The organism is Acidobacteriota bacterium (assembly GCA_016184105.1).
In the GTDB taxonomy this organism is placed as follows: domain Bacteria; phylum Acidobacteriota; class Vicinamibacteria; order Vicinamibacterales; family 2-12-FULL-66-21; genus JACPDI01.
Genome location: JACPDI010000029.1, coordinates 1 through 23,534, shown reverse-complemented (window position 1 = coordinate 23,534; position 23,534 = coordinate 1). Strand labels below are relative to the sequence as shown.

The following is a 23,534-nucleotide window of genomic DNA, read 5'->3' as shown; positions in this document are numbered from 1 at the left end:
GGCTCAAGACGAAAGGCTCAAGACGGCCGGACGTCGAGGGGAAATGCGAAGAACGGAATGATGGACGTCCAGGCGCGGCGCCAGAACGCCACGACGGTCGGGAATGTTCGGCCCCACGGACCCCGCTCGAACTCGTCCAGCGCGGCACTCGCGGCCTCGGCGTTCACCGCCGTGTAGATGGGCCGCAGCGCCATCGCCATCGGCTTGCGCTCTTTCCAATTCGCGAAATCCAGACTGTGCCGGATTAGGTGCACGATGCACGTTTGCAGCGTCGTCTCGGGAAATACCGCGGCGAGCGCCTCGCTCATCCCTTTGAGCCCATCGGTGACCGCGATGAGGATGTCCTGGCAGCCGCGTGTCTTGAGATCGCTGAAGACCTTCATCCAGAATTCGGCGCCTTCGGTCTGCTCGATCCAGAGGCCGAGGATGTCCCGCGTGCCATCGGGCAGCACCGCGAGCGCCAGATAAATCGCCTTGCTCCGGACCGTCGCTTCGTCGCGAATCTTCACCCGCAGCGCGTCGAAGAACACGACCGGATACAGGCGCCCGAGCGGCCGGCTTTGCCAGGCGGTGACCTCAGCCATGATGCCGTCGGTCACCGTGCTGATCAGATCGGGCGAGACCTCCGTGCCGTACATCTCGGCGAGGAACCCTTGGATTTCTCGCACCGTCATCCCGCCCGCATACAGCGCCAGGATCTTGTCGTCGAACCCCGTGAAGCGGCGCTCGTGTTTCGCGACCAGCCGCGGCTCAAAGGTGCCGTCGCGATCGCGCGGCACATCGATCGGGAGCGGACCATCATCGGTCAGGACCGTCTTGCCGCCGGTCCCATTTCGATGATTCGCGGTGTCGTCCGGCTTGTCGCCACCGGGCGTACCCGAGGTGGTGCGTCAGCTCGCCGCCCAGCGCGCGCTCGATGATCGCTTTCTTGAATCGGCGCACGGCGGCATCAAGCTCCTCCACGGAGATCGGCCCCTGGCGCACGAACTGGTCGAGGATTTCCGAGGGGACGGGCGCCAGCGGCGCGTCAGGCATCAAGGCTTTCCGTCTGCGGGGCATATGGACTCCTCATGTTATGCCCCACACACGAAATTCCGGACACCCCGTCGTCTCGAACCGTCTGTTTCAGTCGAACCCCGGCTCCCAGCCTTCTTCGATGCACCTCGTCAGGTACCGCTGCAGCCCCGTGTTCGCCATGATCGCGCGGCGCCCCAGGCGCCACATTCCCGTGAAGCCGTCAGGTGTGATGTAGTCCGATTGGAGCGCCGAACGAAGATGATCTTGAGTTTCGGCGAGCGATGCCCGAGCGATTCGGAGAAAGTAGAGGAACTCGAGTGGGCGAAAGCGCGCAAATCCTTCAGCAGTATTGGACGGAGCCGATTCCGCGGATGCACGAATATCGCGGCAGAATCTGAAATCCCTGGCAGTGGGCTCTTTGGCAGTAAATGCGAACACTTGGGCCCGAAGTTGATCCGCGAGCTGCCATGCAATGAGTTGCGTGAACTGGGAGACCGCCATGCCGCTTGCCCAAGCACGATCGACGCCACGTCCGCTGTCCCAAAACCTCTCGTGCAGAACCTCTCGTGTAGAACCTCTCGTGCAGAACCTCTCGTGTAGAACCTCTCGTGTAGAACCTCTCGTCTAGAACCTCTCGTGCAGGCAGAACCTCTCGTGCAGAACCTCTCGTGCAGAACCTCTCGTGCAGAACCTCTCGTGCAGAACCTCTCGTGCAGAACCTCTCGTGTAGAACCTCTCGTGTAGAACCTCTCGTGTAGAACCTCTCGTGTAGAACCTCTCGTCTAGTACCCGCTCCGCTTGTCGACGACGTTGAGGAGCGGCTGCCCGGCCTGGAATCGTCGCAGGTTCTCGATGAAGAGATCCGTGGCGCGCGGCCAGTGGTCGGCGCGCAGGCCGGAGACGTGCGGCGTGATGAGCGCGTTCGGCAGATCCCACAGCGGGCTGGCGGGGTCGAGCGGCTCGTGCTCCACGACGTCCAGTGCGGCCGCACGAATGCGCCTGGCAGCGAGCGCGGCGGCCAGGTCTGCCTCCTTCACGAGCTTGCCGCGTCCGACGTTCACCAGCACGGCGCCCGGTTTCATGACCGACAGCTGCGCCGCGCCGATGAGCCCGCGCGTCTCTGGCGTGTGCGGGGCGGCGAGCACCACGACGTCCCACTGCGGCAGCCGTTCGGCGAGCTGCGAGGGCCCGTAAATGGCGTGGACCCCCTCGGGCGCGCCGTGCTCGGGATGGCGGCGAATCGCTTCGACGGTGGCGCCCATGGCGGATGCAATCCGCGCCACCGCCGACCCGATCGCGCCCAGACCGATGACGCCGAACGTCGATCCCTTGACGAGGCGCAGCGGCTCCCCCGCGCCCATCGCCTCGTGCCCCCAGCGGTGCGCCCCCTGGTGTGCGAACGCCTCCGGCAGCTTGCGCAGCAGCGCGATCGTGACCCCGATGACGTGCTCGGCCATCGCGTCGCCGTGCAGGCCGCGCGAGTTGGTCAGGATCACCGGGCTCGCGATCAGCTCGGGAAACAGCATGCTGCCGATGCCTGCCGCCGGGCTGTGGACCCATCGGAGCCTCGAGGCGGCAGCCAGCGCGTCGCGGTGGATCAGCGACGAGTACGCCACGTCCGCCTCTCGGGCGAGCGCCACCGTCTCGGCGGCATCCCGCGCGTGCACCACGTCATCGCGCGGGAACTCCCGCCGCACCCGCGCAACTTCTTCGTCGGGAATGTTCCAGGTCGAGATGTCGCTGTAGATGGAGATGAGGATGCGCATGGGGATCAATCAGACTGCCCTCCGCTCTTCTTCACGAGCCGAATCTGGCCGATCCTCATGCGCTTGTCCACCGCCTTCAGCATGTCGTAGACCGTGAGCGCGGCAACGGCCACCGCCGTGAGCGCCTCCATCTCCACGCCGGTCTGCGCGGTGGTGCGCACCCGCGCTTCGATGCCGTAGCCGCGGGCGGTGGCCGTGAGGTCGACCGACACGTGCGTCAGCGGGAGCGGGTGGCAGAGCGGAATCAGTTCGTGCGTCCGCTTGGCCGCCATGATGCCCGCGATGCGCGCCGCCGGGAGCGGATCCCCCTTCTTCACGGCGCGCCGGCGAATCGCGCGACGCGCGGCGGCCGACATGGCGATCGCGCCCTTCGCCACGGCCTCGCGTGGCGTGACGGGCTTCTCGCCCACGTCCACCATGCGCACCCGCCCGCGATCATCCGTGTGACTGAGCACATGTGCGGCCTTCGGCCTGTTGACGCTCACTCGGTCTCCCCTCTCGCCAGGTGGAACGACAAGCTCTCCAGCGACACCGTCACGTCCACGCTCTTGAGCTTGACCTCGGGCGGCACCTTCAGCGCGCCTGGAGAGAAGCTCAGGATGGCCCTGATGCCCGCCGCCGCCACGGCGTCCACCACCGCCTGCGCGGGGGCCGCGGGCACCGCGATGACGGCAATGCTGATGCGTTCCCGCCGGACGATGGCCTTCAGGTGCCGGACGTCGTGGATCGGCACGCCCGAGCGCGAGTGGCGCCCGGCCTTCTGCTCGTCCGCGTCGAACAGCGCCACGATCTCGAAGCCGTCCTGCCGGAACCCGGGATAGTCCGCCAGTGCGAGCCCGAGGTTCCCCGCTCCCACGATCGCAACGCGCATCGAGCGGTCGAGCCCGAGGATCTGCCGCAGGTGCGCGCGCAGGTCCTTGACCTGGTACCCGACGCCGCGCGTGCCGAATTCGCCGAAGTACGCCAGGTCCTTTCGAATCTGCGCCGCGTTGAGGTCGAACCGATCGGCAAGCGCCGTCGACGAGATGCTGCGCACGTCCGCGTGTTCGAGCTCCGTCAGGCACCTGAGATAGACCGACAGGCGATTGGTCGTCAGTTCAGACACCTGTTCCAGGGCCCCGCGCGATGGGGCCGGGGATTGCTTGTTCCGCGGCTTCACAAGCGCATGATTCTAGCAAAGCCTTCACCACGGAAGCTGCAGAACACGCAGAAACCTCTGCTTTCCGGCGGGCCGGCGCGTTCGGCGCGTTCGGCGGTGGTGATAGAGTGCGGAACAGCTCGTCTTCATCCCGCAAGGAGTTCTTCATGTCCAATGCAGTCGACGGATTGACTCCGCCCCTTGTCTGGAAGCACTTCGCGGCGCTGTCCCGGATTCCCCGCTGTTCGAAGCACGAAGAGAACGCCGCGCAGTTCGTCCTCGATACCGCCAGAAAACTCGGGCTCTCCGCCAGACAGGACCGCTCCGGCAACGTCGTCGTCGGCAAGCCGGCGACCCCCGGGCGCGAGCGCGCGAAGCGCGTGTGCCTGCAAGGGCACCTCGACATGGTGTGCGAGAAGAACGCCGGCAAGGCCCACGACTTCGGCAAGGACCCGATCGAGCTGGTGCGCAAGGGCAACTTCCTGATGGCCAACGGGACAACGCTCGGCGCGGACAACGGCATTGCGGTGGCAGCCAATCTGGCCATCATGGAAGACAGGACGCTGGAGCACGGTCCGCTCGAGTTCCTCTTCACGATCGATGAAGAGACGGGCCTCACCGGCGCGAACCACCTGGAGCCGGGCTTTCTCGAGAGCAAGACCCTGATGAACCTCGACTCGGAGGAAGAAGGGGCGCTCTACGTGGGGTGCTCGGGTGGGAAGGACACGACCGGCACCTGGAGAGTGGAGTTCGAGGCGGCGCCGGCCGGCGCGTCCGCGATTGAGGTTCGCGTCAGCGGCCTGAAAGGCGGACATTCCGGGCTGGAGATCGACAAGGGACGCGGCAACGCGCTGAAGATCCTCAACCGCGTGCTCATCGCGCTCGGTGACGAAGGCGCGCGGCTCGCCAGGATCGAGGGGGGCAACAAGCGCAACGCCATCCCGCGCGAGGCGCAGGCCGTGATGTACGTCCCGAGGGCGAAGTCTGCCGGGGCGCAGGCCCTGGTCTCGCGGTGGAACGACGCGCTGCGCGCCGAGTTGAAGAGCGTCGAGCCGGACCTGCAGGTCACCGCGTCCGAACCGAAAGGCCGGAAGGGCTCGGTGATGAAGAAGAAGTTCCAGAAGCACATCACCAGCGTGATCGCGGCGCTGCCGCACGGCGTCACGAAGATGAGCGCGGATATTTCCCGGCTCGTCGAGACTTCCACCAACGTGGCCATGATCGCGACGGCCGGCAGGAAGGTGACGCTCGCCACCAGCCAGCGCAGCTCGGTGGCATCAGAGATCGAGGAGATCGCCCGGACCGTGCGCACGATCATGGAGATGGGGGGCGCGGAAGTCACGCAGGGGGACGGGTACCCGGGATGGAAACCGGACATGGCCTCCCCCATCCTGAAGCTCGCGATCGCAACCTACGAGCAGCTGTACAAGAAGACGCCTGAGATCAAGGCGGTCCACGCCGGCCTCGAGTGCGGGATCATCGGCGAGAAATACCCCGGCATGGACATGGTTTCCTTCGGCCCGACGCTCGAGGGGGTCCATTCGCCGGACGAGAAGATCCACATCGACACGGTGCCGCGTTTCTGGGCGTTTCTCGTGGCAATTCTCAAGAACGTGTCCTGACGGGCTGGCAGATGAGGCGTGCTAGAATCCGCGAACATGGCTCATCAAACGCCTTCAAATCCGGCTGTGACCGCCACGAAGAGCGGCGCCTTCCAGCCGTACGTGCCGGCTGCGAAAGCAGTGCCGGAGTTCACGCCCAAAGCCATCCTGCTCGGTCGTCCTGGCCATCTCGGTGCTGAAGAAGCTCGGCGGATCGACGATCCTTGAAAACAACATCGTCCAGACCATCGGATCGGCGGGTGAATCCGTGGCGGCGGGCGTCGTGTTCACCGTTCCCGCACTCATCTTCCTGACGCCGTTCGGGCCCGGCTACTTCAACTACTTCCAAATCACGATGCTGGCGTTCGCCGGCGGCATCCTCGGCGTGCTCATGATGGTGCCGTTGCGCCGGGCGCTCATCGTGAAGGAGCACGGCGTGCTGCCGTATCCCGAAGGCACGGCGTGCGCCGACGTGCTCGTGGCGGGCAAGCGCGGCGGCTCGATGGCGCGCATGGTGTTCCAGGGCCTCGGCATCGGCGCGCTCTGGAAGGCGCTGTCGTGGATCTTCCAGGTGTTCCAGACGGCGGTCGGCTACTCGATGCCGCGTGCCAGCTTCTTCCCGAACGCGACGCTCAACGTCGACATCTCGCCCGAGTACATGGGCGTCGGCTACGTCATCGGCCCGCGCATTGCGGGCGTGATGTTCGCCGGCGGCGTGCTGTCGTGGCTCGTGCTGCTGCCGCTGCTCACCTACCTCGGCAACCACATGACCGTGCCGCTGCCCCCCGTTCCGCCGAGCGGCCTGCGGCTCGACCAGATGACGCCGGGGCAGATGTGGAGCGCCTATATCCGTTACACCGGCGCCGGCGCCGTCCTCGCGGCGGGCCTGATCACGCTGGCCCGCACGATTCCGACCATCATCGCGTCCTTCAAGGAGAGCGTGAAGGACTTCGGCGCCGCGTCGGCGGGTGTCGTGAAGGCCCGCACCGAACGCGACCTGCCGCTGACGATTGTCCTGGCCGGATCGCTGCTGCTGGCGCTGTTCCTCGCCGTGGCACCGCGGATGCCCACGCAGGGGAATTTCCTGGCGTCCATCCTCGTCATCGTGTTCGGGTTCTTCTTCGTCACGGTGTCGTCGCGGATCGTCGGGCTGATCGGCTCCTCGTCCAATCCGATCTCGGGGATGACGATCGCGACGCTGATCCTCACGTGCACGATTTTCGTCGCGCTCGGATGGACCGGCGATGCGTACGCGCCCGCCGCGCTCTGCGTCGGCGCCATCGTCTGCATCGCGGCGGCGAACGCCGGCGCGACCTCGCAGGACCTGAAGACCGGCTACATCGTCGGGGCCACGCCGATTTATCAGCAGACGGGCCTGGTCATCGGCGTGCTGGTGTCGGCGCTGATCATCGGCTATACGACCCTGTACCTCCACAGCGTGATGCAGGTGGGCTCCAACGCGCTGCCCGCGCCGCAGGCGACGCTGATGTCCACGATCATCAAGGGGCTCCTCAGCCAGAACCTGCCGTGGGGCCTCGTGCTGGTCGGCGTGTTCATCTCGATCACGCTGGAGCTGTGCGGGATCCATTCGCTGTCGTTCGCGGTCGGCTCCTACCTGCCGATCGCCACGACCGCGCCGATCTTCGCCGGCGGGCTCGTCCGTGCGTACGTGGAAAAGAAGACGGGCACGCGCGAGGAGTCCGAGGTCAGCTCCGGCACGCTGTTCAGCTCCGGGCTGATCGCGGGCGGATCCATCGCAGGTATCCTCTACGCCGTGCTGTTCGGCAATGGGATCATTCCGGAAGCAGACGGCGCCGAGGCGCTGGCGCCGCTGGCCTTCCTGCACGACGGAACGGGCGGGCTCATCGCCGCAGGGCTCCTGTTCTTCCTCCTTGCGGTCGTCCTCTCCCGGTTTGCGCAGAAGAGACTCAGCTGATATCCGGCTCGTTCTTGCAGGCGTGATGCTGGTGGCCGCCGCGGTTGCGGCGGCCGCCCAGCCCGCCTCGCGCACCGCCACCACGCTCGAGGCCCTCGCCCAACACCCGCTCTTTTTCCACGGCCGCACGATTGTCGTGCGTGGGACGGTCGAACAGCCGGCGTCCGGCATCGTGTCGCTCCGCGCAGACGACTCGACGCGGCCGGTGTTCGTCCTCCAGCGCGATCGGGGCGTGCCGGACGGCCTGGTGGAACTCCGCGGCCAGTTCTGGGACCTGGGGCGGCTCACGCCGGACGACCCGCACCTGGCCGGGTTCGACATCGAAGCGCTCCTCCAGCGCGTCAACGACGGCCGCTGGCCGGCTCACAACCAGGTGCTCATCGTCATCGCCAGCGCGTCCGGCGCAGCCGAGCGGCTCCCGCCCGGGCTGCGCGCGATCGCGCTCGAGCCGTCACGCTATGAAGGACAACGGGTCACGGTGATCGGGCGGTTTCGTGGCGCCAACCTGTATGGCGATCTGCCGCAGTCGCCGGGCCGAAGCCGGTGGGACTTCGTGATCCAGTCGGCGGACGCCGCGCTCTGGGTCACCGGACAACGGCCGCGCGGCAGGGACTTCAACTTCGACTCCTTTACCAGGCTCGATACCGGGCGCTCGCTCGAGGTCACGGGCGTGGTGCGCGCCGAGCGCGGCCTGGTGTGGATCGAAGCGACGAAGGTGACGCTCTCCAGCGGATCGGCGCCCGCCGCCATCGCCGAGGCTCCGGTGCGCGTGGTCGGGGCGCCGCCGCAGGTCGCGTTTTCGCTGCCGGTCGATGACGAGGCCGACGTCTCGCCGACGGTGAAGGTCCGCATCCAGTTCACGCGCGACATGGAGGCGGAGAGCTTCCGCGATCGCGTCCGCGTGACGTACGTCCACGCGAACGCCACCTCGACACCGCCGGTCGCCACGACCGTCTATCGCCGTGACAATCGCGTCGCCGAGATCACCTTCCAAGCGCCGCTCGACCACTTCAGCACGGTGAAGATCGAGCTGCTCGACGGCATCACCGCCTCCGACGGCGCGAGGCTGGCGCCGTGGGCGATGGAGTTCTCGGTGGGGGGATAAGTCCACCTCAGATCTTCTCCAACATCCCCACGATCTGCCCCCTGACGTCCGCGATCAGCCGATCGCGATCGTCAATCGTCATGCCGCTGGTTTCGATGGGCTGGCCGAAGGCAACCCGCGCCGTGACCGGGTGGATGACGGGGCTCCCCTTCCGCATCGCCTCGCGCGCTCCTTTGATCGCCACGGGCACGATCGGCGCGCCGGCTTTCAACGCGAGGATGAAGCCCCCCTTCTTGAACGGCAGCAGCTCGCCGGTCCGCGAGCGCGTGCCCTCCGGGAAGATCAGGAACGACACGCCGCGGCGCATCGCGTCCGCCGCGCGGTCGATCGCCGGCAGGCTCTGCTCGCGGTTGCCGCGCTCGATGGGAACGAAGCCGGCCAGGTCGAGCCCCCACACCAGGATCGGCAGCTTCCGCAGTTCCGCCTTGTAAAGAATGGCGAGCCGTGGAAACAACGAGCTCAGCGCCGCAAACGCAATCGGGGGCTCGAGGTTGCTCGCGTGATTCACCGCGTAGACGGCGGGGCGGCCGCGGATGATCCGGTCGGCCCCTTCGACCCGATAGCTGATCCCGGAAAGCAGCATGCCCCCGCGGATACCCGCCAGCCCGGCCCAGTACAGGATCGCCGGCGATCGGACAACCAGCGCCAGCGCGATGAGCGGCGTGCCGACGATGACGACGTACAGCGAGACGAACAGGTACGCCGCAATGGAGCGAAGGATGGCAATCAACACAGTGTCGCGAGAGGCCAACAAAAAAGCCCGGCGAAGATTCTATCTCCGCCGGGCTCCTTCCCTTGTGAACGCCCGGATCAAGCGGTACAGGGAAACTCGTTAGCTGGCGCGCGCCGCCCCGGCACGCCGGGCGGTGGCCACGCGGGAGGGCGGCACCGCTTTGACGGTCTTCACCGCCTTCACCTTCGCCGGCGCCGTCGACGCCTTCGCGCGGGCGATCGAGCGCGCCTTGACGGCGAAGCAGCGCTCGAGCGCCTTCTCGACCTTGCCCTCGATGTCGAGCAGCGGCTCGCGCAGCACCTCGGAAATTTCCGACGTGACCAGGAACTTGGCGCGATCCAGCATGCGCTTCTCGCGGAACGACAGGCTCTTGGATCGGCTCAGATACGTGAGGTTCTTGAGGACGTCCACGACGTCGTAAATCGAGCCGGTGCGCATCTTGTCCGAGTTGTCCTTGAAGCGCCCCTTCCAGTTCTGGTGGTTGTCGATCTTGCCGTCACCGAGCAGTTGGAACAGCCGTTCGCACTCCACATCGCTGATGGCGCGCCTCAGCCCGACGCCATCCACGTTATCGAGCGGCACAAGGACGGTGGTCTCGCTGCCAATCATCCGGAGGTGATAAAAGCCGCACGTCGTACCCAGGATGGTTTTGGTTTCAATACCTTCAACGACGCCGAGCCCGTGATTCGGGTAAATGACCTTGTCACCGACCTCAAATGTCACATATCCCCCACAGATAAAAGGTGTGCGTAGGTTGGGCGTGTCCGAGACAAGCAGTCCCCCCAGTATAGCCGATTTTGGGGGCTCAGACAACGGAAACAGGCGGAAAATCAGGCGTTTTTCGCGCCTTTGCACAATGTTGGGGCACTTACGAAAACCGTAAAAAGGGGTCGGGAGCCTTTTTCGGTCGGAATCCCTCGCGACCGAAAAAGGCTCCCGACCCCTTTTTACATTCCGTAGCGCGCCATCGCCAGCTCGACTATTTCGCCGATCAGGTCGGTGTAGGTCCGGCCGGACCTGCGGGCAGCCATCACGAACTCCGCCCGGGAAGATAACCAGGGATTGGGGTTAGCCTCGATCACCGCCACGCGCCCGTTGGGCTGGAGCCGCATGTCGATCCGCCCGTAGTCCCTGAGGTCGAGCGCCTGATAGGCGGCCACTGCCGTCTGGTTCAGCAGCGCCACGGTCTCTTCCGGCAGGTCCTCCGCCACCTTGGACTTGGTGTCCCGGTAGGCGCGCGTGCCTTTGTTCCACTTGACCTCTGAACTGGCGATCCGGGGAATGCCGTCCGGCAGCTTGGACAGATCCAGCTCGACCACGGGGAGCGCCACGGGCGGCTCGTTGCCCAGCACGCCGACATACAGCTCGCGCCCCTCGACGTACTCCTCGATCAGCACCGGCGAGTCGAAATTCTGGTGGAGCTGGTCAATGCGCTCCATCAGCTCGCGGATCGAATTCACGACGGCGTTGAACTCGATCCCGATCGATCCGTCTTCCCGCGCGGGCTTGACGATGACGGGAAACTCGAGGTGGTGGGAGAAATCCAGGCGCCCGCGATACACCTTCGCGAAGACGGGCGTGTGGATCCCGTGGAACGCGAAAATCTTCTTCGCGATCGCCTTGTCCTGCGCCAGCATCAGCCCGCGCGCGCCGGCGCCGGTGTAGCGCTTGTTGAGCAGCTCGAGGTAGGACGCGATACAGAAGTCGGCGAGGTCGTTGCCGCCGAACGACTCGGCCAGGTTGAACACCAGATCGCAATCGAGCTTGGCCAGCGCGTGCAGCCCCTTCCGGCCGCCATCGAGCACGTGCAGCACCGGCTCGTGTCCGCGCTTGCCGAGCGCCTCGGCGACCTCCTCCTCGACTTCCTTCTTGTCGAGCGTGCGGACGAGCGTCGGCGCGCCGCCGGATCCCTCGTCCTCGTCCGGTCCTTCCCACCGGTCGAAGAGGACGACGATCTTCAATTTGCCCACGGTGTGACGGAATTATAGCATTCGCGTTATGACAGCAATCCGGCAGCGGCGGTAGAACCCGCCTGCCGGAATCCCGTCGTCTCTGTTCTCGGTGACCTGATCACCCCTGATTTTCCCGGTATTTTTTCGCCAGCCGCCCGGGCAGGCGCGGCAGTGGCCTTGCTAAAAGTGCAGGGTTTCACAACATGCCTCTCAGCGGGTTGCGCTGGTGGGATCGCCTGAGCGTCAAGGTGACGGCGGTCATCATCCTTGCCACCGCAATCGGCGGCGCCATCTTCCTGTATCTCGTGCTGCGCGCGCAGCAGGAGCTGCTGATGCAGGAGACGGTGAGCAATGCCGCGTTCCTGAGCGACACGCTCGTCCGAAGTCTCCAGCGGCACATGCTCCGCAACGAGCGCGCCGAGCTCGTCGGATCGCTGCAGGCCGTGGCGTCGCAGCCCCTCATGGCGGAGCTGCGGCTGTTCGACTCGCAGGGGCTGACGCAGTACTCGATGGATGCGGCCGAGATCGGGCGCGTCGCGAGCACGCGCGAGCCGACGTGCGCCGCGTGCCACACCAACAGTCACAGGCCAGAGTCGCTGACCCCGTCGGCGCGCAGCCGCGTCATCGCGCACCGCAGCGGGCGCGTGCTGGCGACGGTCAGCCCGATCTACAACGCGCCCGCCTGCTCGAGCGCCGCGTGTCACGCGCACCCGCCCCAGCAGCGCGTCCTCGGCCTGCTCGAAGTGGGGATGTCGCTGTCGAACGTGGACGGCACGCTCGCCTCGCTGCAGCGCCGCACGGCGGAGGTCGCCGTGATCACGGTGCTCGGCCTCGCGATGACGGTGATCGTCTTCACGCGGCGCAGCCTCGTCCAGCCGGTGCAACAGCTGGTAGGCGGCGTGCGGCGTGTCACGCACGGGGACCTGAAGGAGCCCGTGCCCGTCAGCGGATCGGGGGAGATCGCGGAGCTCGCCCGCGCGTTCAACGAAATGGAAGCGGCGCTGCAGGAGGTCCGCCGCCAGCGGCTGGCGCTGCTCGACGGGCTCGAGCAGCAGGTGCAGGACCGCACCGCCGCGTTGCGCAAGGCGCAGGAACAGATGGTCCAGAGCGAGAAGCTCTCGTCGCTCGGCCGCCTGGCGGCATCCATCGCGCACGAGATCAACAACCCGCTCGCCGGGATCCTCACCTACGCGAAACTGCTCGTCCGCACGCTGGAGGAAGCGCCCCCGGACGAGGCGCAGCGCGCGAAGATCATCGGCCAGCTCAAGCTGGTCGAGCGCGAGACGCAGCGCTGCACCGCGATTGTCCGGAACCTGCTCGACTTCGCGCGCGAGCGCGAGCTGAAGCTCACGCAGGTGGACGTCAACGCCGTCCTCGGCGAGACGCTGTTCCTGATCAACAACCAGGTGAAGATGCAGAACATCCAGCTCCAGTCGGAGCTGGGCGACGTCCCGCCCATCGAAGCGGATTTCGGGCAAATCCGGCAGGCGCTCGTCAACATCCTGATTAACGCGTGCGACGCGATGCCCAGCGGCGGGACGCTGCACATCGTCTCGCGCAATGCCGGCGGATCGGCAGAGGTTGCCGTGCGCGACACCGGGACGGGGATCCGGCCCGAGCACCTGAAGAAGGTCTTCGATCCCTTCTTCACGACCAGGGACAAGGGCACCGGCCTGGGGCTCTCGGTCGTCTACGGCATCGTCGAGCGGCACGGGGGCACGCTCAAGATCGACAGCACGCCGGGAGAAGGCACGACGGTGACGATCACGCTGCCGCCGGCGGTGGAACGTGTGGGGGACGTGAGCGGCGCGGGCCTTTCAGGCCCGTCGCACGCGGGGGTCACCTGTGGGGCCTACCTTCCAGGTCCGCCACAGCACCCGTGACGATCTACGTCGCGTGGATCGGCGAGGGTCCGGAGCCGCCGCGGCTGCTGGATCCCGCCATCGCCGCGCTGCAGCGGGAGTTCCAGATGGCGGCGCGCCGCGCGTGGATCGACGAGCGGTCGCCGAATGCCTTCGACGTTCGACGGCAGCAGCACTCGTCGCGCGTCATCCTCGAGTGGCTTGCCGGGCGGATGCCGGCCGACGGCGCGAAGCTGCTCGGCGTCACCGGCATGGATCTGTTCATCCCGGTGCTCACCTTCGTCTTCGGCGAGGCGCAGCTCGCCGGCCGGGTCGCCGTGGTCTCGACCGCGCGGCTGCGCGAGCCGCCGGCCGACGCGCTCGTCCGCGCCCGGCTGGCCAAGGAGTCGGTCCACGAGGTGGGCCACACGTTCGGGCTCGTGCACTGCGCGTCATCCGCGTGCGTCATGGCGCGATCGCCGGCGCTCGCGGCCGTCGATCTGAAGCAGGACCGGCTGTGCCCGGACTGCCGGAGTCGATTTCGCGATCTCAGGGAGCAATCCTATGTCGCTGCCCGTCCCCCATATCCTGATTGTCGATGATGAAGAGATCGTCCGCGAGTCGCTCTCGGGGTGGCTCGAGAAGGACGGCTACACGGTCGACACCGCGCCCGATGGCCCGACGGCGCTCGAGCGGCTGCGCGGCGGCGCGTGGTCGATCCTGCTCGTGGATCTGAAGATGCCCGGCATGGACGGCCTGCAGGTGCTCGAGGCGGCGCGCAAGCTGCAGCCGGAGGCCGCCGTCGTCATGATCACCGCCTTTGCCACCGTCGAGACCGCGGTGAAGGCCATCAAGCTGGGCGCCACCGACTACCTCGTCAAGCCGTTCGACCCCGAGGAGCTGAGCGTGATGATCCAGCGGATCGTCAACCAGCAGTCGATGGTGCGCGAGAACGCGATCCTGCGCAAGGCGCTCCGCCGCGACTTCGCGTTCCATGACATCGACATCGCGAGCCGGAGCGCCGTCATGCAGCGCGCGCTCGACCTCGCGCGGTCCGCGGCCCACACCTCGTCCACCGTCCTCATCCTGGGCGAGAGCGGAACGGGCAAGGAGCTGCTGGCCCGCGCGATTCACGCCGAGAGCGACCGCCGCACCGGGCCGTTCGTCGCCGTCTCCTGCGCCGCGCTCACCGACACGCTCCTGGAATCCGAGCTGTTCGGCCACGAAAAAGGGGCGTTCACCGGCGCCGCCAGCCGCCGCCGCGGCACGTTCGAGGCGGCCCATGGCGGGACGCTGTTCCTCGACGAGATCGGCGACATCAGCGCGAAGCTGCAGCTGGACCTGCTGCGGGTGCTCGAAGACCGCCGCTTCTGCCGCGTCGGCGGCAACGACCCGGTCGCGGTGGACGTGCGCATCATCTCGGCCACCAACCGCGACCTGCGCAAGGCGGTGGACGGCGGCGCGTTCCGCGAAGACCTGTACTACCGCGTGAACGTCATCCCGGTCACGCTCCCGCCGCTGCGCGAGCGCCGCGAGGACATCCCGCTGCTGGTGGACATCCTGCTCGAGCGCCTGGCGATCGAGCTGAAGCGCCCGATCGACGGCGTCGCGCGCGACGCGATGGCGCTGCTCATGTCGTATCCCTTCCCCGGCAACATCCGCGAGCTGCGCAACATCCTCGAGCGCGCGATCGTTGTCGCCAGCGGACCGACGATCCATGCCGCCGATCTGAACCTGCAGGTCGCGAGCGACGCGCCCGACGGCTCGCTCGAGTCCGTGGAGCGACAGCACATCGCGCGCGTCCTCGAGCAATCGCACGGCAACGTGTCACAGGCGGCGCGGATCCTCGATATCGATCGGGTGACGCTGTACAACAAGATCAAGAAGTACCGGCTGCGCGAGCCGGCGGGAACGGCGTAGCTTCCCTCGACCGCCACACCCGCGTTGAAATCCTCAACTCGCCGTTGAGGCTTTCACCGATCCCTTTTCCCGCAACCACCACAATTCCCCGGTAAATCCGCACGCGAGTGCCTGGCGCGACCGTTGCCATGCCGTGGGGTGACGGTGGCGCACGAACGCGGCACCGCGATTCACCTGGAAGACGCCCATGAGCTGCCCGCACCTGAAGGAAGTCGTGATGCTCTTCTGCGATGCGTACCCCGTGAAGAAGATGCTTCCGCTCGATCGCATCGCGACCGCCGACCCGTGCCTGGGGCAATTCCACGACTGCCCGCTCTTCCGCGAAGCCATGGCGCGCCTGGCAGCCGCCGGCGGCGTCCACGGCGTCGCGGCGGAGCCCAAAGGTCCGGCACCCGCAAAGGAGGTCGCGCGATGATCCTCACCATCCCGCTCACGATGATGGCGCTCCTGGTTCTCTCCGTCATGTCGTACGTGTCGCTCGCCGGCACCCGGCATTGAGGTCACGCCCATGAAACTCACGCGACGAACCTTCTTCAAGGTCAGCGCGATTGGCGCGACGGCGGTGGCGGGCGCGGCGGCGCCGGCCGCCGCCTCCAGCCTCGCGCCTGCCGGGGAAGACTCCCGCGCGGTGCTCGTGGATACGACCAGGTGCGTCGGCTGCCGCTCGTGCGAAGCGGCGTGCGCGGAAGCCAACCGCCTGCCCGATCCCGCGATGGCCGGCGACGAACGCGTCTTCGAAGCGAAACGCGAAACCGATCAGCGAGCCTTCACCGTGGTGAATCGCTACACCGTTGCAAAAGACGACGTGCGGTTCATCAAGACGCAGTGCATGCACTGCGTGGACCCCGCGTGCGTGTCGGCGTGCCCCGCCCGGGCGCTCGAAAAGACGGCGAGCGGCCCCGTCACCTACACCGGCAGCCGCTGCCTGGGCTGCCGCTACTGCATGCTCTCCTGCCCGTTCGGCGTCCCGAAGTTCGAGTACGACAAGCCGGTGCCGTACGTGAAGAAGTGCACGTTCTGCGCGGAGCGCCAGGCGCAGGGCCTGCCGCCCGCCTGCGCGGACGCGTGTCCGACCGGCGCGCTCTCCTTCGGGACGCGCGCGGCGCTCATCGAGGAGGCGAAGCTGCGGATTTACCAGAACCCCGACCAGTACGTGCACCACGTCTACGGCGAGCGCGAAGTGGGCGGCACGAGCTGGCTGTACATCGGCGACGTGGACCTCGATCGGCTCGGGCTTCCGGGCGGGCTCGGCGAAACGCCGCGCCCCGCGCTTGCGTCGACCGCGCTTGGCGCGGTGCCCCTGATCCTCACGCTGTGGCCCCCAATCCTCATGGGCCTGCACGCCATCACGAAGCGTCGCAACGACGTGAAGGATGATGTCGCGGCCGGGGAGGCCCGCCATGACTGAGATCGCGCAGACCGGCTGGTTCAACCAGAAGGTCCTCTTCGGCCTGGGCTGGCGCGGATACCTTCGCAGCCTGATGACACCGTGGGACGCGGTGTTCGCGCTGATTCTCGCCATCGGGATTCCGGTGATCGTCTACCGCTTCGCGTTCGGCCTGGCGACGGCGACCAACCTCACGCAGGCCACGCCGTGGGGGATCTGGATCGGGATCGACATGCTGAGCGGCATCGCGCTGGCCGCCGGCGGCTTCACCATCGCCGCGGCGGTCTACCTGCTCGGCCTCGAGGAGTACCACCCGGTGGTCCGCCCGGCGGTGCTCACCGGGTTTCTCGGCTACCTCTTCGCCGTGTTCGGCCTGCTGGCGGACCTCGGCAGCCCGTGGCGGCTCTGGGTGCCGATGGTGTACTCGTGGGGCACGCGCTCCATCATGTTCGAGGTGGCGTGGTGCGTGGCGCTCTACTCCGCCGTGCTTTTCCTGGAGTTCACGCCCGCGCTCTTCGAGTGGCTCGGGTGGCGGAAGTTCCGGGCGTGGGCGCTGAGGCTCACGACCGTGCTGACGGTCGCGGGCGTGCTCCTCTCCACGCTCCACCAGTCATCGCTCGGCGCCCTGTTCCTGATGGCGGAGGGCAAGCTTCACCCGCTGTGGTACTCGCCGTTCATCCCGCTCTTCTTCTTCGTCTCGGCCGTCACCGCGGGCCTGAGCATGGTCATCGTGGAGTCGTCGCTGTCGCACCGGCTGTTTGGCAGTCAGGCCAGCCCGGAGCAGCCCTTCGATCTCGACCGCCTCACGGTCGGCCTCTCGCGCGCGGCAGCCGTCGTCCTCTTCGCGTACTTCTTCCTCCGGCTGCAGGGGCTGCTCGACTCCGGCCGGTTCGACCTGCTCGCCACGGCATACGGCGTCTGGTTCCTGTTCGAGATCGCCGGCTTCATCCTCGTGCCGTCGCTGCTCTTCGCCTACGGCGCGCGCAACGGGCGCGTCAGGCTGCTGCGCGCGACCGCCGCCTGGACGGTCCTCGGCGTCGTCATCAACCGGCTGAACGTGTCGGTGATTGCGATGAGCTGGCGGATCACGCCGCACTACGTGCCCAGCGGAATGGAGATCGTCACGACCGTCACGATCATCACGACCGGCGTGCTGGCGTTCCGCTGGATCGTCAACCGCATGCCCATCCTCCACGAGGAATCGACCCATGCATGACCCCTACATCGCGAAAGGCCTCGAATACCTGCTCGGCATCACGTTCCTGGTGCTGTTCACGGGCTTCTGGCGCTATGCGATCGGCGGCGCGAGCGTGGCGGAGCGCGCGGCCGTGCGCGCCGAGCGGCGGCTGCCGCTGCTCGACATGTTCCGCGTCCCCGAGGGGGTGATGTTCCACCCGGGGCACGCGTGGATGCGCGCCGATGCGCCGGGCATCGCCACGGTGGGCATGGACGATTTCGCGCAGCAGCTGGTCGGCCCGATCGCGGCGCTCGACCTGCCGCCGCTCGGCACGGCGATCGAGCAGGGAGCGCGCGGCTGGCGGTTGAAGGCGGACTCGAAGAGCGTGGACATGGTGTCGCCGGTCACCGGCCGGGTCGTCGCGATCAACGAGGCGGCGCTCGGCAACCCCGCGGCGGTGAACGAGGATCCGTTCGGCCGCGGATGGCTGATGAAGGTCGAGGCGCCGCGGCTGGTCGCCAACACCAAGCAGCTGCTGAGCGGCCGCGCGGCGCGCGACCTGATGTCGTCCTCGTGGGACGAGCTGTCGGCGCTGCTCTCGCCGCAAGTCGGCCTGGTGATGCACGACGGCGGCGCGCCCGTGAAAGGGTTCGCGCGCGGCGTGGACGCGGAGAACTGGGACGCCATCGCGCGCCGGTTCCTGAGGTCGTGAGAAGGAGACCGTCATGGATGCCCTGATCAACGTCATCGAAAACGCCGCGATCCTGGTAGGCGGGCTTGCGGTGCGGTTCGCCGTTGCCGTGGTGCTGCTGGCGCTGCTCGTCAGCGTGCTGCTGCCGTTTCTCTTTGCGGGCGAAGGCGTCCGGCAACTGTGGCGGCGCTTCGCCGGTTTCGGCTCGGAGGGAGGGCTGACGTGGCGGCGCGGGACGTACTACTCCCCGGCCCACGCCTGGCTGCGCACGCGCGCGGGGTTCGTGCGGCTCGGGCTGGACGACCTCGCGGGGCGCCTGCTCCGGCGCGTGGACGCCGTGGCGCTCCCGGCCGTCGGGACGTACGTGAAGGAAGGCGACGCGCTGCTCACGGTGAGCGCCGGCCCACGCGGCGTCGTCCTCCCGTCGCCGGTGGAAGGCGTCGTGGCGCGCGTCAACCCGCGGCTCGGAGACACGCCGCAGTCGCTGGTGGACGACCCCTACGGGCGCGGCTGGCTCCTCGAGGTGGATCCGGCCAGCGACAGCTTCCGATCGATGAAGCACGACGAAGCGGCGCGCCAGTGGATGCACACCGAGGCGGTGCGCCTCTCGCTGGCGCTCGAGCGCGCCACCGGCATCCTGGCCGCCGACGGCGGAGAGCTGGCGGTGCCGAGCCACCTGCTCATCAGCGAGGAACAGCGGGCCGCGCTCGAACAGCAGTTCCTGCGGGCGCTCACGAAAGTGTGATCGCGTTTCATTCCTGATCGCTGGCCGGCGGCCCTGGCGCCAGAGGAGACTGCCAGTCGCCGCCGGCAGGCGATTTGCCCTGCCACGTCGATCGATGCTTCCCCAGGCCGCGGCTCCGGCGCGCACGCTCCGGACGCGCGTTTGACAGGACTCGGCGCCGCGCTATACTCCTGCGGACTTTCCACCTTCACACTGGCCCCGGGGGAGCGTGCCATGCGCGTGTCGCTCGCCTTCACGATCGTCCTGCTATCTGCAAGCCTTTCACTCGCACAAACATTCCGCGGCGGCATTCAAGGCGCGGTGACGGATCAGACCGCGGCGGCGCTGCCCGGCGTGACCGTGACCGCGACCAACACGGGAACCGGCCTGGTCCGTTCGGTCCAGACCGACGAGGCGGGCAACTACGTCTTCACCGAGCTGCCGCTCGGCGCCTACGACGTCTCCGCCTCGCTCATGGGGTTCTCCACGCAAACCGTGAAGGGCGTGCAGGTTGAAGCGTCGGCGATCCAGCGCATCAACCTGGAGCTGCGGCCGGGCGGGCTGCAGGAATCGGTCGAGGTGATTGCGAGGGCGCCGCTGATCGAAACGAGCGGCAACACGCAGGGAGGAACCATCGAGGGGGCGCAGGCAGCCGAGATCCCGCTGAACGGGCGTGATTTTGTGAAGCTGCTCACACTTGTGCCGGGCACCGCGGGAGACCCGAGCGGCATCAACGACTCCCCGGGATCCTTCGGGCTCTTCAGCATCAACGGCAACCGCGGCCGCTCGAACAACTACCTCCTCGACGGCACGGACATGAACGACGGCTACCGGAACCTGCCGGCGATCAACGAGGCCGGCGTCTTCGGCACGCCCGCCACCGTGCTGCCCATCGACGCGGTGGACGAGTTCCCCGTCCTCTCCGGCGCCGAGGCCGAATACGGCCGCAACGCGGGCGCCGTCGTCAACATCGTCACCAAGTCGGGGACGAACACGGCGTCGGGCTCCGTGTATGAGTACTTCCGCGACGATGCGCTGGGGGATCGAAATGCGTTCAACAAGGCGCCGGCCCCGAAGAACGAGTTCCGCAACAACCAGTTCGGCGGGTCGCTCGGCGGCGCGCTGAAGAAGGACAAGACGTTTTTCTTCGCGGCCTACGAAGGGCAGCGGGAAAACGGCGGCCTGCCGGGCCCGGCCCGCGTGCCCACCAACGACGAGATCAACGCCGCCATCGCGGCCAACGGCGGCGTGGTCAATCCGGTCGTCCGCGGGCTGCTCGATCGGCGGCCGTGGCCGGCCCCCAACCAGGCGCCCGACGCCAACGGCAACAACCTGCAGGCCACCACGCTCTTCAACAACCGCGTGGACAGCGCCCTGGCGAAGATCGACCAGCACTTCGGCGCGGCCGACCTGCTCACCGTGCGCTACTTCTTCGGCGACAGCGATCAGAGCTTCCCGCTCGGCCTGCTCGGCGGCGGGTTCCTTCCCGGCTACAACACGGAAACGCCGACGACGGTGCACCTGCTGTCCGGGTCGTACACGCACGTGGTCTCGTCGAGGCTGCTGTTCGAGGTGCGCGGCGGCCTCAATCGGTTCGACGAGGACTTCTTTCCGGAAGACGGGGACTTCGACCCGCGCAGCGTCGGCCTGAACACCGTCACGAACGCGCAGGACTTCGGGCTGCCGCTCATCCGCGTCTCCGGGTACGCCAACGCCGGCGCCAATTTGTCGCTCCCCCGCGGGCGCGTGGACAGCAACTACCAGGCGTTCACCAACGCGACCTACACGACCGGCCGCCACACGTTGAAGGCCGGCTACGAGTTCCGGCGCACGACCGTGGACGGCTTCTTCGATGCCGGGTACCGCGGGCGGCTGGATTTCGACAGCCTCGAGGATTTCATCGCCGGCCGGCTCTCGGGCGGGCGCCAGGCGCGCGGCGATTCGCGCCGCTTCACGTTCCAGAACAACCACGCGTTCTACGCGCAGGACAGCTTCCAGGCGAACCGGAACGTGACGGTGAACTGGGGCCTGCGCTGGGATTACTACGGCGTCATCGGCGAGGAGAAGGATCGCTTCAGCGTGTTCGATGAAGCGTCGGCGCGCGTGACGCCGGTGACGCAGTTGTACGACAAGGACTTCAACAATTTCTCCCCGCGCCTGAGCGTTGCATGGGATCTCACCGGCGAGGCGCAGACCGTGGTGCGCGCCGGCTACGGGTTGTACTACGACGCGTTCTCGCAGGACTTCTTCGTCGGACAGCTTCCCTGGAACACGTTCAACCCGGGGCCGGCGTACAACGACATCGAGTTCAGCTTCTCGCCGACCGGCGTGATTCGTTCGGACGCGCCGGTGTTCGAGGACGACAGCTTCAGCGCGTCGGACGTCTTCACGGTGGACCGCAACCTGCGCACGCCGTACGTGCAGATGTACAGCGCGAACCTGCAGCAGGAGCTGGGGTCGCGCGCCGCCGTGCAGGTCGGCTACGTGGGATCGACCGGCAAGTCGCTGTTCCGGTATCGCGACATCAACCAGCTCGATCCGGCGACGGGCGGCGCGCCGTTTCCCGACTTCATCTACATCAACCAGTTCGAGTCCACCGCGCGGTCGCGCTACAACGCGCTGCAGGCGAGCCTGCGCGTGCGCGGGTGGCGCAACGTGACCTCGACGCTGAACTACACGCTGTCGAAGTCCATGGACACCGCGAGCGACGGGCAGGACTACGTGCCCAACGCCTCGCAGCCCGACGACAGCCGCAATCCCGAGGCGGAGTGGGCGCCGTCGAACTTCGACGCGCGGCACCGGCTGACGTGGTACTTCACGTGGGACCTCACGCCGGTGACCGCCGGCCACTGGCTCACCGCCGGCTGGTCGATCAACGGCGTCGTCACGCTCGCGAGCGGGCAGCCGATCAACATCAATTACCTGTTCGAGGATGACTTCAACGGCAGCGGCGAGTACTTCGGGCGCCCGGACCTGGTGGGGGATCCCTTCCAGGGGACGGGCGGCGCGGATCGGTTCCTGAATCTCTCGGCGTTTGCCGCGCCGTGCACGCCGAACGGCGAGGGGGGCTGCGCGGGCGGGCAGCACTTCGGCAACCTGCCGCGCAATGCGTACTACGGGCCCGGGTTCCGCAACCTGGACCTGTCGTTCGTGAAGAACACGGCGCTTGGCGATCGCGCGCGGCTGCAGCTTCGCGTGGACGTCTTCAACGTGGTGAACCGCACGAACTACGCCAACCCGCTGCTGCCCAACTTCGCGATTGACTTCCTGCAGAACGGGATCGATCCGGAGACCAACCGCGGGGTGGGGTTCCTGCCGCTGACCGCGACGCCGGACGTGGCCGGGGGCAATCCGTTCCTGGGGGGCGGCGGCCCGCGCGCCGTGCAGGTGGCCGCGCGCATCAGTTTCTGAGGTGAAAGAAGGGGGACAAAAGGGGGACAGTCACACTTTCCGGTGCCCGTCGGGCGGGAAAGTGTGACTGTCCCCCTTTTGTCCCCCTTTGTCTCAGCGCCCGACCAGGATCAGGATGCCCGCGAGCAGCGCCAGAACGGCCATGACGACGCCCGGGATGGGGACTGCCGCCAGCCCTGTAATGCCGGTGACGATCAGCCAGATCGCGAGGCACAGCATTCCAAGGCTGCGGGTGGCGAATACGGCCATGTCCAACCTCCGTTGAGCCCTACTATACCCGCGACCACTGTGACGTCGTTGCGATTCGTTCGGAGGTTGAACCGCAAAATGCGCGGAACACGCGGAACTCCTCAACCTTCCCGGACCTCGCGTGCGGGTCGGTGAGAGTGGCTGGCCACGTTATACTGAAAGTTCCCACCCCGGGCCGGAGTGGTGAAACTGGCAGACGCGCGGGACTCAAAATCCCGTGGGCTTTACCGCCCGTGTGGGTTCGATTCCCACCTCCGGCACTTATCTAGTTGATGCTCACAGAGTCCTCGTCGCGCTCGCGCGTGGCATCAAGGGAAGCGTCGCCGGACGCCCCTGACGATGGCCCACGACCGATGGCAGGCCAGTCCTCCTGGCGATCGTGAACGCCGTCGTCCCGCCCGCGCGAGTCACAGTCGCGCGGATCGAAGTCGCCTGACACCCCGTTCTCCTTTGAACCGTGTCGCGCCCGGTACGGGCAAAGCGATTGGCGCCTTCCCCCTATCCGGCGGTCTCTGAGCGTTGGCGGCCAGCGGCCATTTGCAGCCGATCGGCCTCCGGATTAGCCCAAATCGTTGTCGTGAAGCGACTTGATCCGTGTCCGCGGCTCAGGCAAGATCGCGCGAACGTGGAATGGCGCCGGCCAGAATCCGTCAGCCATTAGCAGCGTGGTGACGCCCAACGGCTGTTTCGCGATTTCTCGGATCACCTTCTGCCGAGTCGGGTCGCCCAGTTGAAGCAGTTCGTGTCCCGGCGATCAACGAGAACACCGAATCGTGACCATGACTGAGATCGGATGCAGTCGTATATTCGGCCTCTGAGTGGAGCATCGTGGCTCCGGGCCATCATGGTGAGCCGCGCACTGGGGGCCAATCGCTGATCAGCGGCC

The 23,534-nt window shown here is 67.1% G+C and carries 19 protein-coding genes, 1 tRNA gene and 2 pseudogenes; 13 read left to right on the top strand and 9 right to left on the bottom strand.

Annotation, left to right across the window (positions count from 1 at the left end; all coding sequences use genetic code 11):
* Positions 1 to 26: 26 nt before the first annotated feature.
* The 5 genes and pseudogenes from HYU53_11190 to HYU53_11170 form a co-directional block, all read right to left on the bottom strand.
* Positions 27 to 1,059 (bottom strand): annotated as a pseudogene (locus tag HYU53_11190) (IS256 family transposase).
* Between the two features lie 66 nt (positions 1,060 to 1,125).
* A complete protein-coding gene (locus HYU53_11185; protein MBI2221755.1) occupies positions 1,126 to 1,518 on the bottom strand; it encodes a four helix bundle protein in 393 nt (130 codons plus the stop codon).
* 281 nt (positions 1,519 to 1,799) lie between these two features.
* Positions 1,800 to 2,783, bottom strand: coding sequence for a D-2-hydroxyacid dehydrogenase (locus HYU53_11180; GenBank protein MBI2221754.1), 984 nt, complete (start codon positions 2,781 to 2,783; stop codon positions 1,800 to 1,802).
* A gap of 5 nt (positions 2,784 to 2,788) precedes the next feature.
* The gene (moaC, locus tag HYU53_11175) at positions 2,789 to 3,202 is read right to left on the bottom strand and encodes a cyclic pyranopterin monophosphate synthase MoaC (GenBank protein ID MBI2221753.1); all 414 of its coding nucleotides are present in this window, start codon (positions 3,200 to 3,202) and stop codon (positions 2,789 to 2,791) included.
* Positions 3,203 to 3,264: 62 nt separating this feature from the next.
* Positions 3,265 to 3,897: a redox-sensing transcriptional repressor Rex gene (locus tag HYU53_11170; GenBank protein MBI2221752.1), complete on the bottom strand. Its 633-nt coding sequence runs from the start codon at positions 3,895 to 3,897 to the stop codon at positions 3,265 to 3,267.
* 191 nt (positions 3,898 to 4,088) lie between these two features.
* Between HYU53_11170 and HYU53_11165 the strand changes: the two genes are divergently transcribed.
* The 3 genes and pseudogenes from HYU53_11165 (at position 4,089) to HYU53_11155 (ending at position 8,563) form a co-directional block, all read left to right on the top strand.
* Positions 4,089 to 5,543, top strand: a complete 1,455-nt coding sequence (locus HYU53_11165; GenBank protein MBI2221751.1) for an aminoacyl-histidine dipeptidase — start codon at positions 4,089 to 4,091, stop codon at positions 5,541 to 5,543.
* A 36-nt stretch (positions 5,544 to 5,579) separates the two neighbouring features.
* Positions 5,580 to 7,458: pseudogene (locus HYU53_11160) on the top strand (oligopeptide transporter, OPT family).
* 25 nt (positions 7,459 to 7,483) lie between these two features.
* Positions 7,484 to 8,563, top strand: coding sequence for an Ig-like domain-containing protein (locus HYU53_11155; protein ID MBI2221750.1), 1,080 nt, complete (start codon positions 7,484 to 7,486; stop codon positions 8,561 to 8,563).
* Between the two features lie 7 nt (positions 8,564 to 8,570).
* On the opposite strand, the gene HYU53_11150 is transcribed toward HYU53_11155, so the two are convergent.
* The 3 genes from HYU53_11150 to HYU53_11140 all read right to left on the bottom strand — a co-directional run bounded on the left by HYU53_11150 (position 8,571) and on the right by HYU53_11140 (position 11,266).
* Positions 8,571 to 9,296 (bottom strand): 1-acyl-sn-glycerol-3-phosphate acyltransferase, encoded by a 726-nt coding sequence (locus tag HYU53_11150; GenBank protein MBI2221749.1) that lies wholly within the window; start codon positions 9,294 to 9,296, stop codon positions 8,571 to 8,573.
* 99 nt (positions 9,297 to 9,395) lie between these two features.
* Positions 9,396 to 10,151, bottom strand: a complete 756-nt coding sequence (locus tag HYU53_11145; GenBank protein MBI2221748.1) for a hypothetical protein — start codon at positions 10,149 to 10,151, stop codon at positions 9,396 to 9,398.
* A gap of 92 nt (positions 10,152 to 10,243) precedes the next feature.
* Positions 10,244 to 11,266, bottom strand: a complete 1,023-nt coding sequence (locus tag HYU53_11140) for a D-alanine--D-alanine ligase (GenBank protein ID MBI2221747.1) — start codon at positions 11,264 to 11,266, stop codon at positions 10,244 to 10,246.
* Positions 11,267 to 11,451: 185 nt separating this feature from the next.
* Here HYU53_11140 and HYU53_11135 point away from each other — a divergent pair, with 185 nt between their 5' ends.
* The 9 genes from HYU53_11135 (at position 11,452) to HYU53_11095 (ending at position 22,399) form a co-directional block, all read left to right on the top strand.
* Positions 11,452 to 13,131: a HAMP domain-containing protein gene (locus tag HYU53_11135; protein MBI2221746.1), complete on the top strand. Its 1,680-nt coding sequence runs from the start codon at positions 11,452 to 11,454 to the stop codon at positions 13,129 to 13,131.
* Positions 13,128 to 13,691, top strand: coding sequence for a peptidase M54 (locus HYU53_11130; GenBank protein ID MBI2221745.1), 564 nt, complete (start codon positions 13,128 to 13,130; stop codon positions 13,689 to 13,691). The genes HYU53_11135 and HYU53_11130 overlap by 4 nt, the downstream gene beginning before the upstream one ends.
* Entirely contained in the window at positions 13,654 to 15,009 is a 1,356-nt protein-coding gene (locus tag HYU53_11125; protein MBI2221744.1) for a sigma-54-dependent Fis family transcriptional regulator, read from the top strand. Before HYU53_11130 ends, HYU53_11125 begins: the two co-directional genes overlap by 38 nt.
* A gap of 187 nt (positions 15,010 to 15,196) precedes the next feature.
* A complete protein-coding gene (locus HYU53_11120) occupies positions 15,197 to 15,424 on the top strand; it encodes a hypothetical protein (protein MBI2221743.1) in 228 nt (75 codons plus the stop codon).
* 93 nt (positions 15,425 to 15,517) lie between these two features.
* Complete coding sequence (locus tag HYU53_11115) at positions 15,518 to 16,417, top strand: 4Fe-4S dicluster domain-containing protein (GenBank protein ID MBI2221742.1); 900 nt, start codon at positions 15,518 to 15,520, stop codon at positions 16,415 to 16,417.
* Positions 16,410 to 17,612, top strand: a complete 1,203-nt coding sequence (gene hybB, locus HYU53_11110; protein MBI2221741.1) for a Ni/Fe-hydrogenase cytochrome b subunit — start codon at positions 16,410 to 16,412, stop codon at positions 17,610 to 17,612. Before HYU53_11115 ends, hybB begins: the two co-directional genes overlap by 8 nt.
* Complete coding sequence (locus HYU53_11105; protein ID MBI2221740.1) at positions 17,605 to 18,285, top strand: glycine cleavage system protein H; 681 nt, start codon at positions 17,605 to 17,607, stop codon at positions 18,283 to 18,285. Before hybB ends, HYU53_11105 begins: the two co-directional genes overlap by 8 nt.
* A 13-nt stretch (positions 18,286 to 18,298) precedes the next feature.
* Positions 18,299 to 19,009 (top strand): glycine cleavage system protein H, encoded by a 711-nt coding sequence (locus HYU53_11100; GenBank protein MBI2221739.1) that lies wholly within the window; start codon positions 18,299 to 18,301, stop codon positions 19,007 to 19,009.
* A 213-nt stretch (positions 19,010 to 19,222) separates the two neighbouring features.
* Positions 19,223 to 22,399 (top strand): carboxypeptidase regulatory-like domain-containing protein, encoded by a 3,177-nt coding sequence (locus HYU53_11095; protein ID MBI2221738.1) that lies wholly within the window; start codon positions 19,223 to 19,225, stop codon positions 22,397 to 22,399.
* Positions 22,400 to 22,492: 93 nt separating this feature from the next.
* Here the strand turns inward: HYU53_11095 and HYU53_11090 are convergent, their stop codons facing one another.
* Positions 22,493 to 22,648 (bottom strand): hypothetical protein, encoded by a 156-nt coding sequence (locus HYU53_11090; GenBank protein MBI2221737.1) that lies wholly within the window; start codon positions 22,646 to 22,648, stop codon positions 22,493 to 22,495.
* Positions 22,649 to 22,822: 174 nt separating this feature from the next.
* On the opposite strand from HYU53_11090, the gene HYU53_11085 reads away from it, so the two are divergent.
* Positions 22,823 to 22,908, top strand: a tRNA-Leu gene (locus tag HYU53_11085).
* Positions 22,909 to 23,534 lie beyond the last annotated feature (626 nt).

Excerpts from the sequence above, each read along its gene's own strand:
- HYU53_11155 (MBI2221750.1), top strand. The coding sequence starts at position 7,484 with ATGCTGGTGGCCGCCGCGGTTGCGGCGGCCGCCCAGCCCGCCTCGCGC.
- HYU53_11165 (MBI2221751.1), top strand. The coding sequence starts at position 4,089 with ATGTCCAATGCAGTCGACGGATTGACTCCGCCCCTTGTCTGGAAGCAC.
- HYU53_11095 (MBI2221738.1), top strand. The coding sequence starts at position 19,223 with ATGCGCGTGTCGCTCGCCTTCACGATCGTCCTGCTATCTGCAAGCCTT.
- HYU53_11115 (MBI2221742.1), top strand. The coding sequence starts at position 15,518 with ATGAAACTCACGCGACGAACCTTCTTCAAGGTCAGCGCGATTGGCGCG.
- HYU53_11125 (MBI2221744.1), top strand. The coding sequence starts at position 13,654 with ATGTCGCTGCCCGTCCCCCATATCCTGATTGTCGATGATGAAGAGATC.
- HYU53_11100 (MBI2221739.1), top strand. The coding sequence starts at position 18,299 with ATGGATGCCCTGATCAACGTCATCGAAAACGCCGCGATCCTGGTAGGC.
- HYU53_11120 (MBI2221743.1), top strand. The coding sequence starts at position 15,197 with ATGAGCTGCCCGCACCTGAAGGAAGTCGTGATGCTCTTCTGCGATGCG.
- HYU53_11105 (MBI2221740.1), top strand. The coding sequence starts at position 17,605 with ATGCATGACCCCTACATCGCGAAAGGCCTCGAATACCTGCTCGGCATC.
- HYU53_11185 (MBI2221755.1), bottom strand. The coding sequence starts at position 1,518 with ATGGCGGTCTCCCAGTTCACGCAACTCATTGCATGGCAGCTCGCGGAT.
- moaC (MBI2221753.1), bottom strand. The coding sequence starts at position 3,202 with ATGGTGGACGTGGGCGAGAAGCCCGTCACGCCACGCGAGGCCGTGGCG.
- HYU53_11090 (MBI2221737.1), bottom strand. The coding sequence starts at position 22,648 with ATGGCCGTATTCGCCACCCGCAGCCTTGGAATGCTGTGCCTCGCGATC.
- HYU53_11135 (MBI2221746.1), top strand. The coding sequence starts at position 11,452 with ATGCCTCTCAGCGGGTTGCGCTGGTGGGATCGCCTGAGCGTCAAGGTG.
- hybB (MBI2221741.1), top strand. The coding sequence starts at position 16,410 with ATGACTGAGATCGCGCAGACCGGCTGGTTCAACCAGAAGGTCCTCTTC.
- HYU53_11180 (MBI2221754.1), bottom strand. The coding sequence starts at position 2,783 with ATGCGCATCCTCATCTCCATCTACAGCGACATCTCGACCTGGAACATT.